Genomic DNA, 13,524 nt, shown 5'->3' with positions numbered 1-13,524 from the left:
CGGGCATTCGCCGAAACGCGGCGAGCCTGGGCATGATCAAGCGTTGGAGATCAGGACGCGGGAGGGGCGCGCGGCTGGAACGCCGTGGCAGCCGATGTCAGATGGACGAATTCGGCATCTAGGGTGAGATAGAGCAGCTCGATCGCCTGCGGTAGCAGCAGCAAAGGCGGCGTCGCGGAGACGACGGTGCCCGCCATCGCGACGACGGCGCAGATCGCGCAATTGTCGTCGCCCGGCTGCTCGCGGTCGGGGCCCGCGGGCGATTGCTTCTGGACCGCGGCGCGGTCGTCCGGCGCAACGCTCTTGGCGCTATCGGCTTGCTGAAGCGAGGACTGGGCGAGCGTCGTCGCCTGGGCGAACCAATGGCTGTGGCCGAACGTCAGCGCGAGCTGCACCAGCATCGCGAACAACGCGAGCCGGGCGCCGTGCCTGATATTCGACCGGAACCACTTCATCTGGAAACGCCACCCCGCATCGCGAAGCGCCGATCCCCTCGGGCTTTCACGATGTTATATTGTAACATCGCCCGATCGGTGAGTGGATGTCAACCGCCGCCGAACCCACGCGCGCAGGCCAGCCCGCGATGTGTCGTTCCTGCAACTGAAAGATCAGCGCCCTTCGCGCACCCAGGTCGCGGCGAATGCGCCGAGCAGCAGCAGCAGGCCGATCAGGCCGGCGAAGATCGGCAGCACGCCGACGCCCTTGACGACGCTGGCGTCGCGCATCCGCACGCCCATCCAGCCGTCGCCGGCGAACATGCCGGCCGAGCGCACCGGCACGATGCGCGGCAGCTCGACGCTGGCGCCGTCGACGACGCGCACGGCATTGCCGCCGGTCGCTTGCGTCAGCGGCTTCAAGGTGTCGATGGTGGAGGTGACTTCCGAAAACTCCTTCGGATTGGTCGGGCCGACATTGATCAGCGCCTTCAGCGTGCCGTCGGTGGCTTGCCACAGGCCGAGCTCGTTCGCAGGAAGGCTGGCGCGCCACTCGCCGGGATCGCCGGCGCTTAGCGTCAGATCGTGCGCCACACCCGACGGCGAAGTGACGCTGACCGGCTGGACGCTGTCCGCCATGGTCTGGCGCACCACCACGAGGTCCTTACCCTGCACCTGCAGGCGCAGTGCTTCCTCGTCGAGATCCGGCTGCTTCATCAGCCAGTGCGACATCCGCCTGAGCAAGTCGAGATGCGGGCCGCCGCCCTCATAGCCGCGCGCCCACAGCCAGATGTGGTCGGAGAGCAGCAGCGCGACGCGGCCCTCGCCGAAGCGCGACAGGAACAGCAGCGGCTTGCCGTCCACGCCGGTCATCACCGGCGGGTTGACGGCATTGCGGGTGTCGACGGTGCGGAAGAAGCGGCTCCAGCGCGGCGGCTCGGAGGCGGAGCCTTCCAGGCCGCGCGTGACCGGATGGCGTTTGCCGACGTCGGACAGATGCGCATAGAACGGCTTCTCGGTCACGCCGACCGGTTCAGCCGGCAGCACCGAATCCAGCGGCGTGCGCCAGATGCTGGTGTTGGAGGCATAGTCGGGGCCGGCCGAGACCAGCACCGCGCCGCCAGCGCGGACATAGCGCGCGATGTTGTCGAAATAGGCGATCGGCAGCACGCCCTGGCGGGCGTAGCGGTCGAAGATGATCAGCTGGAATTCGTTGATCTTCTGCTGGAACAGCTCGCGGGTCGGAAACGCGATCAGCGACAATTCGTTGATCGGCGTGCCGTCCTGCTTCTCCGGCGGACGCAGGATGGTGAAGTGCACGAGATCGACGCTGGCGTCGGACTTCAGCAAATTGCGCCAGGTGCGCTCGCCCGAATGCGGCTCGCCCGAGACCAGCAGCACGCGCAGCTTGTCGCGCACGCCGTCGATGGCGACGACGGCGCGGTTGTTGACAGGCGTCAGTTCTTTCTCGAGCGGCGAGGCTTCGATCTCGACGATGTTCGGTCCGGCATGCTTGATGTCGACGTCGACGCTTGCGATCTGTCCGCTGGACAATGTGCGCTCGCTGAGCACTTCGCCGTCCCGGCGGATCGTGACCTTGGCGCGCTCGCCGGTGACGCCCTGGTCGTCGAGCCGGTAGGTAATGGTCTGTTTCTGCCCGACGATGCCGAAGCGCGGCGCGGCCGTGATCGCAATGCGGCGGTCGCGCTCGTCCTTCTGCCCGGTGATCAGCGCGTGCACCGGCGCCTGGAAGCCGAGCGCTGCGGCGCTCGCCGGGATGTCGTGGACGCGGCCGTCGGTGATCAGGAACGCGCCGGCGACGCGGTCGACCGGCACGTCCGACAATGCCGAGGCCAGCGCACCGAACAGTTTGGTGCCGTCGGTTTCGCCATCGGCCTGGCCGGCGTCGACGACGCGGACTTCCAGCCCCTTGATTTTCTTCAGGCCGTCGACCAGCGCCTCCTGCGCCTTGGCGGCTTCCTCGTTGCGCTTGCCGAAATTCTGGCTCGGGCTCTTGTCGATGACGACTGCGGCGACCGAGGTGAGGGGATCGCGGTCCTCGCGCGTGAAGGAGGGATTGGCGAGCGCCAGCAGGAACAGCGCCAGCGCGGCCACGCGCACGGCGGCGCCGCGCGCACGCGCCACCAGCAGCACGATCGCAATGACCACGATCGCGGCGAGCGCGAGCCACAAGACGATGGCGGGGACGAGCGGCGTGAACGCAATGCCGTAATTCATGTGAGATCCAGCATGTTGGCGTCATCCTGAGGAGCGCGTCGCACTTGCGACGCGTCTCGAAGGATGCTCGGCCAGTGGGTGTGGCCCATCCTTCGAGGCTCGGCCAGCGGTGCGAGCGCACCGCCGGTCTCGCACCTCAGGATGACGACGGTGCTCATTGCCCCAGCCGCTCGATCAGCGCCGGTGCGTGCACCTGGTCGGCCTTGTAGTTGCCGGTCAGCGTGTACATCACGATGTTGGCGCCGGCGCGGTAGGCGAATTCGCGCTGGCGGGCGTCGCCGCCGGCCACCGGCAGCATGTACTGGCCGTCGAGCCGAACCGCCCAGGCGCCGGCAAGATCGTTCGAGGTGATGATGATCGGTGAGACGCCGTCGCCGCCGCGTGCCGGCCGCTGCGCGCTGTCCTCGTCCTCGTCGCGCGGCAGGGCCTCGACCCAGGTCTGGCCGGTGCTGAAGCGGCCCGGAAAGTCGCGCAGCAGATAGAAGGTCTTGGTCAGCACGTGCTCGCGCGGCACCGGCTCGAGCTCGGGCACGTCGAGCGACGACAGGATCTCGCGCAGCGTCTGCATGCCAGGGGTCTGCGCGGCGCCGTTCTCGCCGGGCAGCGCTTCGATCGCGTCGCGGGTGTCGAACAGCACGGTGCCGCCCTGCTTCATGTAGGCGTCGATCTTGTTGATGGCATCCTGCGGCGGCTTGGGCGCGCCCGGCACGATCGGCCAGTAGATCAGCGGAAAGAAGGCGAGCTCGTCGCGGCCGGGATCGATGCCGACGGGATCGCCGGCCTCGAGCGCGGTGCGCTGCGCCAGGAACTGCGTCAGTCCCGATAGCCCGGACTTGACGATGGAATCGACGTCGGCATTGCCGGTGACGACATAGGCGAGGCGGGTCTGCGACACCGCTTTCATGGCGAACTCGTCCGAGGCGCTGTCGGCGCGCGCCGGCGTCGGCGAGAACGCGCCGAAGCCTGCAAGCAGCAGCCCGAGCACGATCATGGTGGGCGCGGCGCGCCGGCGCAGCAGCGCGGCGATGCCGCCGCCGAGCACTGCGACGATGATGGCGTCGATCAGGAACAGCGCGAGCGCGGTCGACAGCAGCCAGCCGCGCAAATCGCGCGGCTCGGCATTGGTATAGGTGGCGTGCCGGGCGCGCAGGCTCGCGGTGTTCAGCGCGGCGATGCGGTCGGCGCTAGCAAGGGTGTTCACGGCGAGCGGTCCTTCTGCCGGACCGTAGAAGCCGGGCGGATGATCGGGTGTGGCGCGGTCGCGATAGTCCGCGGGCAGCGGCTTGGCGGTGGCCGGCGGCGGACCGAAGGCGCCGAAGCCGTCGAGGATGTGCAGCGGCGCCACCGTCTCGGCAGTCGCCTCGCCCGCGACCCCGGGGCCGGGCTTGGCGGTGTAGCCGGACATGTCGACGATCCGCCGCAGCATTTCGACGAAGGTGCCGGACATCGGCAGATCAGACCAGCGCATGTCGGCGCTGACGTGGAACAGGCTGACCAGGCCCTTGCCGCGATGCTCGCCGGTGACGAGCGGCGTGCCGTCTTCCAGCGAGGCCCAGCTCTTGGTGGCGAGCACGGCGTCGGGCTCGGCCAGCACCTGCCGGCTCACGGTGATGTCCTTGGGCACGGCGACGCCCGAGAACGGCCCGTCGGCTGCGAAGGATGCAAGATGCTGCGGCTTCTCCCAGGTCAGGCTGCCGCCGAGCGTGCGGCCGCCCTTGCGCAGCTTGACCGGAACGAGATCGTCTTCGGCCTGCGCCAGACGAGGACCTGCGAACCGCACCAGCACGCCGCCCTGCTCGATCCAGGCATTGAGGCGCTCGCGGATTTCAGGGGCGACGGTGCCGACATCGGCGAGGATGATCATCGGCAGCTTCTGGTCGAGGAACTGCGTGATGCCCTGCTGCGGCGAGCCCTTGTCGGCGAGCCGCACGTCGGCGAACGGCGCCAGCGCGCGGGTGAGGTAGAAGGTCGGTGCCAGCAGCGGCTGCGCGGTCTCGCTGGTCGTGCCGGTGACGATGCCGATGGCGCGGCGGCGCCAGCGCTTGTCGAGCAGCTGCACCGCGCCAGCCGAACGCTCGCCCGTGATCTCGAGCCGCGTGATGTCGTTGCGCAGCTCGACCGGCAGGTCGAACGCGGCTTCGGTCTCCTTGTCCTGCGGGCCGAACGAATAGCGTGTTTCGCCGATCGGCGAGGCCTTCTGGTCCAGCGCGCGCACGGTGCCGATGGTGATGCCGCTGTCGGTGCGCAGCACCTTCACGGTCATCTTGGCGGCGGCGTTTTCGGCCGCGACCAGCCCCAGCGGCGACGACGTGCCGCCTTCGAACACGGTCAGGCTGCGGTCGCCGACGGTCTTGCCGAGAGCCTGCACGAAGTCCTCGCCGCGCCCGGTGTCGATGCCATCCGACAGCCAGGCGATCTCGCAGTCGCCGGTGGCCTTCAGGAAACGGTCGACAGCGGTCAGCGTGTCGACGCGATCGATCGAATAGGGCTTTGGCGCCAGCTGCCGCAACGCCACGCGCGCCGCGCCCGCTGGCATCAGGGTGATGTCGCGGTTCGGCTCCGACAGCGGCACCAGCGCGATCGCGCGGCGGTCGGTGTCGGCGCTGGCGATCAGCTCGTCGGCGGCCCTGATCCTGACGTCCCAGTGCGATGCCGCGCTCCAGCCGTCGTCGAGCATGATCATCAGCGGCGCCTTGCTGCCCGCGATGCCTGTTTGCGGATTCCAGGTCGGGCCGGCGGCGGCGAAAATGACCAGCGCCGCAGCCAGCAGGCGCAGCGCGGTCAGCCACCACGGCGTCCGCGACGGCGTCTCTTCCCTCGGTGCGATGTCGAACAGCAGGCGCGTCGGCGGAAACTCGATGCGGCGCGGCCGCGGCGGCATCACGCGCAAAAGCCACCACAGCACCGGAAGGCTGACGAGGCCGATCAGCAGCAGCGGTTCGGTGAAGGCGAGCGGCAATCCCATCATGCGGCCGGCCCCGCCTTGATGGAGGTGGTGCGGGCGCCCGACTTGCTCACCTGCATGCCGGCGTGCAGGAACAGCAGCAGCTCGGCAGCGGAGCGGTCGGTCGCATGTGTCGTGAACAGCCAGTCGAGCTTGCGCGTCTCGGCGCGGATCTGGTCGCGGTGCAGCGCGAGCCGCGCGGTGTAATCCTGCGCCCAGCTTTCGGCGCGGCCGGCGGTGATCACGCCGAAGCCTTCCGGCTCGACGAATTCGACGCGTCCGGAATAGGGGAACGACTCCTCGGCGGGATCGACGACCTGCACGAGCGTGCCATGCGCGCCGGAGCCGGAGAGCCCCGCAAGCGTGGTCCTGATCTCCGAGATCGGTGACCAGAAATCCGACAGCACGATCGTCTCGGCCAGCGCCGCGGGCACAAAGGACGGCGGCAGGCTCAGCCGGTCGGCATCGTCATGCATCATCGCCTGCGCCATCTTGTCGATGATGCTGCGGCTCGTGGTCGGCGCCATCAGGCCGGGAATGCCGACGCGTTCGCCGCCGGCGACCAGCAGCTCGGCCAGCGCGAAGGCGACGATCAGCGTCCGCTCCAGCTTGGATTCGCGCGCGGTCTTCGAGGCGAATGCCATCGACGGCGAGCGGTCGGGCCAGATCCAGACCGTGTGCGAGGCTTCCCATTCGAGCTCGCGGACATAGAGATGGTCGTCACGCGCCGAGCGCCGCCAGTCGACGTTCTGTGCCGGCTCGCCGGAGACGAAGCGGCGGTATTGCCAGAAATTCTCGCCGGAGCCGGCGCGGCGCCTTCCGTGCAGGCCATGGATGACGTTGGCGGCGATACGACGGGCTTCGAGCACCAGGCGCGGCAGCGAAGCGGCGAGCGTACGGCTTTCGCCATCGGCACGTCGGATCGCAACTGTCTCCTTCGCTGCGTGCCCGTTTTCTGCGGCCATCAACCGATCCGCGTCTTCAATTGCTTGATCACGTCCGGAATCGTGCGGCCTTCGGCGCGCGCCTGGAACGTCAGCGCCATGCGGTGCTTCAGCACGGGCTCGGCGAGGTCGAGCACGTCGTCGATCGACGGTGCGAGACGCCCGTCGATCAGCGCGCGTGCGCGCACGGCGAGCATCAGCGATTGGCTGGCGCGCGGTCCGGGGCCCCAGGCGATGAACTTGCCGGTCTCGCCGCTCTCCTGACCGGGACGGGCCGAGCGGACCAGCGACAGGATCGCCTCGACCACGGAATCGCCGACCGGCAGGCGGCGAACCAGCCGCTGCGCGGTGATCAGCGCGTCCGCGATCATCGAGCCCTTGGCCAGCGTTTCGTCTGCGCCGGTGGTCTCGAACAGGATACGGCGCTCGGCGTCGCGATCGGGATAGTCGACGTCGATTTCCATCAGGAAGCGGTCGAGCTGCGCTTCTGGCAGCGGATAGGTGCCTTCCTGCTCCAGCGGGTTTTGCGTGGCGAGCACGTGGAACGGCTTCGGCAGATCATGACGCGCGCCGGCAACGGTGATGTGCTGCTCCTGCATCGCCTGCAGCAGCGCCGATTGCGTGCGCGGGCTGGCGCGGTTGATCTCGTCGGCCATCAGGAGTTGCGCGAACACCGGGCCGGAGATGAAGCGGAAGGCGCGCTTGCCCGCGGTGCTCTCGTCCAGCACTTCGGCGCCGAGAATGTCCGACGGCATCAGATCGGGCGTGAACTGGATGCGCTTGGCATCGAGGCCGAGCGTAACGCCGAGCGTCTCGACCAGCTTGGTCTTGGCAAGACCCGGCACGCCGATCAACAGCGCATGGCCGCCGGAGAGGATGGTGACCAGCGTATTCTCGATCACGCGATCCTGGCCGAAGATCACGGACGCGATCGCGTCTTTCGCCGCGCGAACCTGGGCCGACACCTGCTCGGCCGAACGGACGATCCCGTCCTCGAGCTTCTCGACACTCTCCGCCATCCGTCAGCTCCTTCAGCCTGCCGCGCTTTCTTGCGTCGTCATTCCCTCACATGGGCCTTATGCTAGACTTGCAGGAAGGCCATGTATTCGTTGAATTAACCTATCCCCACCTTATCGGCTTAGGCATATGTAGGGCATCACGAAGTGGCGACCTCCACACCGGACTAATCCGGGGTGGAACCCTACCGCGATATACAACGTAGACGTACAAATCAGGCCTGCACCAATCGTGCCAAAGACAAAGTCAGGGCAAACCATGGCGAACCAAGGGCAGAGCGCCGATCATGGACTTGAGGGGCTGACTGCCGCCGCCAAAAGTGCTGCCAATGCCGAAGGCGCCAAAAAGGGCCTGCCTCCGGTGCATCTGTGGAATCCGCCGTTTTGCGGCGATCTCGACATCCGAATCGCTGCCGATGGTACTTGGTTCTACATGGGGACGCCAATCGGGCGTCCTGCGCTGGTCCGCCTGTTCTCGACCGTCCTGAAGCGGGAAGGCGACAAGTATTTCCTCGTCACGCCCGTGGAGAAGGTCGGCATTCGCGTCGACGACGCGCCGTTCATGGCGGTCGAGATGCAGAAGGACGGTGAGGGCCACCATCGCGTGCTGAGCTTCCGCACCAATGTCGACGACTGGGTCACCTGCGATGCCGCGCACCGGCTGCGCTTCGAGCAGGCCAAAGACGGCGGTCTGACGCCCTATCTGCATGTCCGTGCCGATCTCTGGGCCAAGGTCACCCGCGCGCTCTATTACGATCTGGTTGACATGGGCGAGGAGCGGATGGTCGATGGCCAGTCGATGTTTGGCGTCGAGTCGGCCGGCGAATTCTTCGCCATGGCCGACGCGGAGCAGGTGAGGGCCGCGCTTTGAACAAGCCTATCTCCAAGAACGAGCCTGGTCACGATCCTGGTCACCAGCCCGTCGTGCTTGGCGCTGCGGATTTCTTCGCCCGCTCCAGGGCGAAGCTCGGCTTCGACGTTCCGTCCGGCCTGTACGATCCGAACATCGTTCCGGCCTCGGGCGATCCCGGCACAGACAAGATGCTCGAGATCATCGCGCGCGAGCAGCCGGTGCGACCGGCGGCGGTGCTGATCGCGGTGGTCGATCATCCCGAGCCGACCATCCTGCTGACGCAGCGCGCCGCGCATCTCAACGATCATGCCGGCCAGATCGCCTTTCCCGGCGGCAAGATCGACGCGATCGACACCTCGCCGCTCGATGCGGCGCTGCGCGAGGCCGAGGAGGAGGTCGGGCTGTCCAGAGACTTCGTCGAGCCGCTCGGCTATCTCGATCTCTACGGCACCGCGTTCGGCTTCCGTATCCTGCCGACGGTCGCCAGGGTGCGGCCCGGCTTCGAGCTCACCATCAACCATTCAGAAGTTGATGACGCCTTCGAGGTGCCGCTATCCTTCCTGATGAACCCGGCGAACCATCAGGTGCACAGCAAGGAATTCCGCGGCATGGAGCGCTCCTACTACGCGATGCCGTTCGCGGAACGCTACATCTGGGGTGCGACGGCTGGAATGCTGCGTGTACTCTATGAGCGGATCTATTCATCATGATCCGGCCGGTTCTGACCGAGATCGGAATTTTCCTCGTCCCGTTTGCCGTCTATGCGTTGTTCCTGGCCGCCACCCGATCCGGCCTGTTCGTGCAATCGTCCTGGCCGGTCACGGTCGTCGCGCGCCTTGTCCTGGTCGCGCTCGTGCTGGTCATCGCGGGGCTGATCGGCTTTGCGCATTTCTCCGGCGCCGCGCCAGATTCGACCTACATTCCGGCCCATGTCGAGAATGGCCGGCTGGTGCCGGGCGTGGAGAAATAGGGGCGGCATGATGAGCGCGAAGCCGTTACTCGCCGACGCGCCCTGGCTGACCGCAGGCGGGACCGCGCGCGTGCTCGCGCTGCTCAACGCCAATGGCGAGGAGGGGCGGGTGGTCGGCGGCGCCGTGCGCAACGCGCTGCTCGGCCTGATGCCCGGCGATATCGACATCGCAACGACCGCGTTGCCGGACGAAGTGGTGCGGCGTGCCAAGGCTGCCGGCATCAAGAGCGTGCCGACCGGCATCGACCACGGCACCGTCACGCTGGTCATCGACGGTCAGCCTTACGAAGTCACGACGCTGCGCGAGGACACCGAGACTTTCGGCCGCAAGGCCAAGGTCGCGTTCGGCCGCGACTGGGTGAGGGACGCCGAGCGGCGCGACTTCACCATGAACGGCCTGTCGGTCGATGCGAACGGCGTCGTCTACGACTATGTCGGCGGCATCGCGGATGCCGAGGCGCGCCGCGTGCGGTTCATCGGCGATCCCGACCAGCGCATCGCCGAGGATTTCCTGCGGATCCTGCGCTTCTTTCGCATCCACGCCGCCTTCGGGGCCGGCGCGCCCGATCGTGACGGTTATCTCGCCTGCATCCGCGGACGTGCGGGGCTTGCCAGCCTGTCGGCCGAACGGGTGCGGATGGAGATGCTGAAGCTGCTGCTGGCCGGCGGCGCATCTGACGCGGCGCTGGCCATGGCCGATGGCGGATTGCTGCAGGCGCTGATCGGCGGTGTCGCCTATACCGGGCCGCTCGCGACCATGATCGCGATCGAGCGCGAGCTCGGGCTGCCGCCAAGTCCCACGCGCCGCCTCGCGGCGATGACGGTTGCGGTGACGGAAGACGCCAGGCGCGTCGCGCTGCGCTTCCGGCTCTCCAACGCCGAAGCCAAGGCGCTGGATTCGATGGGGCATCGCTGGTGGCGTTTCGTCGCCAAGGACGAGGCCAACGCGCGGCGGCTGCTCTACCGGCTTGGCGCGGAGCGCTATCACGATCGCGTGTTGCTCGGCTGGGCGCGGGTGGAGAGCGACGTGCGTTCGTCGCACTGGCGCGCGCTTGCCGAGCTGCCGCAGCGCTGGACCGCGCCGAAATTTCCGCTGAAGGCCGCCGACTTCATCGCGCGCGGCATGGCCGAAGGGCCCGCGCTCGGACATGTGTTGACGCTCGCCGAGGACGCTTGGCTTGCGGCGGATTTTCCACTAGAGGAAGCGGCGCTCGCTTCCATCGCAGATCAAGCTGCGGCACGCGTCAGCCGCGACCAGAAACATTGACCATCGTCTCAGGCTTCGCCGACATCTCGATTTTCCAGCTCCTGCTGGTCGCGCTGATGGCGTTGTTCGCATCGATCATCGGTGGTCTCGCCGGTTACGGCACCGGCGCCCTGATGCCGCTGGTGCTGGTGCCGCTGGTCGGCGCCGAGCCAGTGGTGCCGATCATCGCGATCTCCGCGATTCTCACCAATTCCAGCCGTGCGCTCGCCTATCTGCGCTATGCCGATCGCCGCCGCGCAGCTGTCGTGCTCGCCTGCGCTGCGCTGACGACCGCGCTCGGTGCCTACGGCTACACGCGTCTCACCAACGCGGGCGCCGCGCTCGTGATCGGCTCGATGCTGATCCTGAGCGTGCCGCTGCGCCGCGTGCTTCGCCGCCGCCAGGTCAGAATCGGCGACGCGGGCCTTGCGGCCGGTTCGGTCGGCTACGGCGTGCTGGTCGGCGGTACCTCGGGCTCGGGCGTGATCCTGCTGTCGCTGCTGATGGCCGCGGGCCTCGAGGGCGCCGCCGTGATCGCGACCGACGCGATGATCTCGCTCGGCACCGGCCTCATCAAGATCTCCGTGTTCGGCCTCGCCGGCGCCGTCACCGCCCAGGTGCTCGCCTTCGCGCTCCTGATCGGCGGCATCGCGATCCCCGGCGCGTTCCTTGCCAAGGCCTTTGTCGAGCGGATGCCGGTGCACATTCACACCGCGATCCTCGACGTCGCCGTGATCACCGGCGGCCTGGTGATGATCACGGCTGCGGCGCGCCAGTTGATGGCGTAGAGGCTCCCGGACCAATCGGCATTCGCGCCTGGTCTGAAGAGAGGAGGTGCGTCCCTGGTCGCACCTCCGATCGTCTTGGGGTGAATTACTTGCGTTCGACGAAAATGGCCTGGCAATCGGACGCGCCGACATTTTCAGCGGTGTGCGAAGGTGTGATTGGTCCCGAAAAGGCCGTGCCGGCCACGCTCTTGGTCTCGTGAATCGTGCCGTCCGGATTATGAATCCGCAGGGTGCAATCGTTGAGCGCATAGACGACGAAGGGAACGGGATGAGAATGCGGCTTGTCGGTCGTGCCCTTCTTCCAGGTGCCGGCGATCACCCGGAAGTTCTGATCTTCGAAGATGACCTTATAGGTCGTTGGGTCGGCCTGATAGGATGGAGCGGACTCCTGCGCGGCGGCAGACACGATCCACATCGTCGCGAGACCTAAGCCAAGCGCTGTACGTCGAACCATAACAAAATTCCTTCATGGGGGATCGGAAAGAAACTGGGACCGGGGCACGGGGATCCCGTGCCGGACAATGTGCGAGTCGCGAAACGCGACATGTGGCGATGACGGTCGCCGCGAGAGGGTTGCTAGAGAATGCCCTGAGCGGCCGCGTTGTCACGATCGACCTGCTTTTGGCGGATGATCGTCAGCTCTTTGCTGCAGGTGGCGAACGCGGCGCTCGTTGGGGACATTCCGAACGTCTCGCAGAATTGCCGATTTTCGTCCGCGATCGCCCGTTCGAGGTCGGCGCGTGCGGCGTCACGCATGGCAGGGCCGGAGATGAAAAACGCGTACAGCCCGTAGGCCGCCAGGCCGGCAAAGAGGAGCGCATAGCCGGTTGCAGGGAGCGGGAAGCGGTCGGGACGGGACGTATCGATACTGGAATTGGCTTTGGCCATGAAAATCTCTTGAACAATGAGGGCGCTGAGGAAATCGGGTGGCTTGCGAGCGGATATTCCGGACGCGACCGCAGAATAGCCTTGGGATTGCGACCCGCGCTTGGAAAACCTTGCGCATATGTCCTCGCGGCCGAAACATCGGCGGCTCGCCGGCCGCGATGTAGCGGCCGCGAAATCAAGCTGGGGCTTTTGATCTAGGACGAATGACTGGCCGTCACGGTGCGATCGGGCGGCGCCGTCGTATCGCCCTCCTTGTTGGACGTGGCCCACCGCTGCATCGCGACGACATTGACCGCATCGTGAAGATACATCCCCACGGCCAATCCGTGATCGTAGGCGACCCAGAAGCGCGGCAGGATCAGGATGCTTCGACCGCCCCGTCCGGTGATCTTGACCAGACCGGCCCGTTCCGCATCCTGCATCAGGTTGCGGACATGCGTTCGGGAAACGCCGAAACGATCGGCGGCGTCGATGTAGGGGACCGCGGCGGTTGGATCGGCAGCATCCATCGCAGCCTTCAGCACCACATTCTCGATGAGCGGTCCCGCCGCGTGCGTGAAAAACAGCAGGCGCTCTGCCAGCGTCATCATCAGGCGCGCTGCCACCGGATGGAATGGCAGGCACGTGCCGCAGTGCAGCGCGTGGAATGCGCGGTCCCGCGACAGCACCGGGCGGTAGTCATGATGGGGGAAGAGGATCGCAAGCGGGACGTAGTGCGTCGCCAGCCATTCGGTGTGATGCGCGCGCAGCTTTGGCGTGGACGCAAGCAGCCGAACGCGCCCGTCGCCGGGTGCTCGATGTTGCTCCAGATATCCAACCTCGCGCAATCGCGCGACGAGATGATCGACTTGCCGGCCGCTCGCATAGCCGAAAATGGCGAGCTGCTCCTTCAAGGCAGCCACCGTGAACCATGTCTCCCGTCTCGCCGGGTCCTGAGCTGTCTCGATCACCGCCGCGCAATGAAAGACGAAAAATCGGCCTGCCTCAAGCAGCAGACGAACCAGAAACGGGTCACCCTCATAGAGGCCGACGAAGTGCGAAAGATAGGCGTGACGCGCTTCCGGCAGTCTCGGATGGTTCAAGATCTCGTCGAATCCAAGCCGCAACCTGCCGCCAACGAGGCGCTCGAGTTCTTCCCGTTCCACGATCGCCCCTCAGCTTAAGCCTTTCGGGAGCCTATTGGCTCGCTGCGATCCACGCAAT

Annotated in this window: 13 protein-coding genes; 5 read left to right on the top strand and 8 right to left on the bottom strand. The window is 66.8% G+C overall.

All coding sequences use genetic code 11. The features are described from left to right. Positions 1–50: 50 nt before the first annotated feature. From F8237_RS07605 to F8237_RS07585, 5 genes are all read right to left on the bottom strand, one after another. Positions 51–455 (bottom strand): DUF2946 family protein, encoded by a 405-nt coding sequence (locus F8237_RS07605; protein WP_151643362.1) that lies wholly within the window; start codon positions 453–455, stop codon positions 51–53. Between the two features lie 153 nt (positions 456–608). Next, positions 609–2,672 carry a hypothetical protein gene (locus F8237_RS07600; RefSeq protein ID WP_151643360.1) on the bottom strand — a complete coding sequence of 688 codons (2,064 nt, stop codon included), beginning with the start codon at positions 2,670–2,672 and terminating at the stop codon, positions 609–611. Positions 2,673–2,826: 154 nt separating this feature from the next. After that, complete coding sequence (locus F8237_RS07595; RefSeq protein WP_151643358.1) at positions 2,827–5,640, bottom strand: DUF4159 domain-containing protein; 2,814 nt, start codon at positions 5,638–5,640, stop codon at positions 2,827–2,829. Further along, complete coding sequence (locus F8237_RS07590) at positions 5,637–6,581, bottom strand: DUF58 domain-containing protein (RefSeq protein ID WP_151643356.1); 945 nt, start codon at positions 6,579–6,581, stop codon at positions 5,637–5,639. Before F8237_RS07590 ends, F8237_RS07595 begins: the two co-directional genes overlap by 4 nt. Further along, entirely contained in the window at positions 6,581–7,579 is a 999-nt protein-coding gene (locus F8237_RS07585) for an AAA family ATPase (RefSeq protein ID WP_151643354.1), read from the bottom strand. The genes F8237_RS07590 and F8237_RS07585 overlap by 1 nt, the downstream gene beginning before the upstream one ends. Positions 7,580–7,835: 256 nt before the next feature. On the opposite strand from F8237_RS07585, the gene F8237_RS07580 reads away from it, so the two are divergent. The 5 genes from F8237_RS07580 to F8237_RS07560 are packed head-to-tail and all read left to right on the top strand — an operon-like array spanning position 7,836 to position 11,433. After that, positions 7,836–8,447 carry a DUF1285 domain-containing protein gene (locus F8237_RS07580; RefSeq protein WP_151643352.1) on the top strand — a complete coding sequence of 204 codons (612 nt, stop codon included), beginning with the start codon at positions 7,836–7,838 and terminating at the stop codon, positions 8,445–8,447. Next, on the top strand, positions 8,444–9,139 hold the full coding sequence (locus F8237_RS07575) for a CoA pyrophosphatase (RefSeq protein WP_374761603.1): 696 nt from the start codon (positions 8,444–8,446) through the stop codon (positions 9,137–9,139). Before F8237_RS07580 ends, F8237_RS07575 begins: the two co-directional genes overlap by 4 nt. Beyond that, complete coding sequence (locus F8237_RS07570; RefSeq protein ID WP_151643350.1) at positions 9,136–9,399, top strand: DUF6111 family protein; 264 nt, start codon at positions 9,136–9,138, stop codon at positions 9,397–9,399. Before F8237_RS07575 ends, F8237_RS07570 begins: the two co-directional genes overlap by 4 nt. Positions 9,400–9,409: 10 nt before the next feature. Then, positions 9,410–10,666, top strand: a complete 1,257-nt coding sequence (locus tag F8237_RS07565; protein WP_151650484.1) for a CCA tRNA nucleotidyltransferase — start codon at positions 9,410–9,412, stop codon at positions 10,664–10,666. Then, on the top strand, positions 10,663–11,433 hold the full coding sequence (locus F8237_RS07560; protein WP_151643348.1) for a TSUP family transporter: 771 nt from the start codon (positions 10,663–10,665) through the stop codon (positions 11,431–11,433). Before F8237_RS07565 ends, F8237_RS07560 begins: the two co-directional genes overlap by 4 nt. 85 nt (positions 11,434–11,518) lie before the next feature. Here F8237_RS07560 and F8237_RS07555 read toward each other — a convergent pair whose 3' ends face one another. The 3 genes from F8237_RS07555 to F8237_RS07545 form a co-directional block, all read right to left on the bottom strand. Continuing rightward, positions 11,519–11,848 carry a cupin domain-containing protein gene (locus F8237_RS07555; RefSeq protein WP_244626138.1) on the bottom strand — a complete coding sequence of 110 codons (330 nt, stop codon included), beginning with the start codon at positions 11,846–11,848 and terminating at the stop codon, positions 11,519–11,521. A 161-nt stretch (positions 11,849–12,009) separates the two neighbouring features. Then, complete coding sequence (locus tag F8237_RS07550) at positions 12,010–12,321, bottom strand: hypothetical protein (protein WP_151643344.1); 312 nt, start codon at positions 12,319–12,321, stop codon at positions 12,010–12,012. Positions 12,322–12,515: 194 nt separating this feature from the next. Continuing rightward, positions 12,516–13,466, bottom strand: a complete 951-nt coding sequence (locus F8237_RS07545) for a hypothetical protein (RefSeq protein WP_151643342.1) — start codon at positions 13,464–13,466, stop codon at positions 12,516–12,518. Between the last annotated feature and the right edge of the window lie 58 nt (positions 13,467–13,524).

This window comes from Bradyrhizobium betae (genome assembly GCF_008932115.1).
Taxonomy (GTDB): Bacteria; Pseudomonadota; Alphaproteobacteria; order Rhizobiales; family Xanthobacteraceae; genus Bradyrhizobium; species Bradyrhizobium betae.
This window is presented reverse-complemented; position numbering and strand designations above follow the sequence as displayed.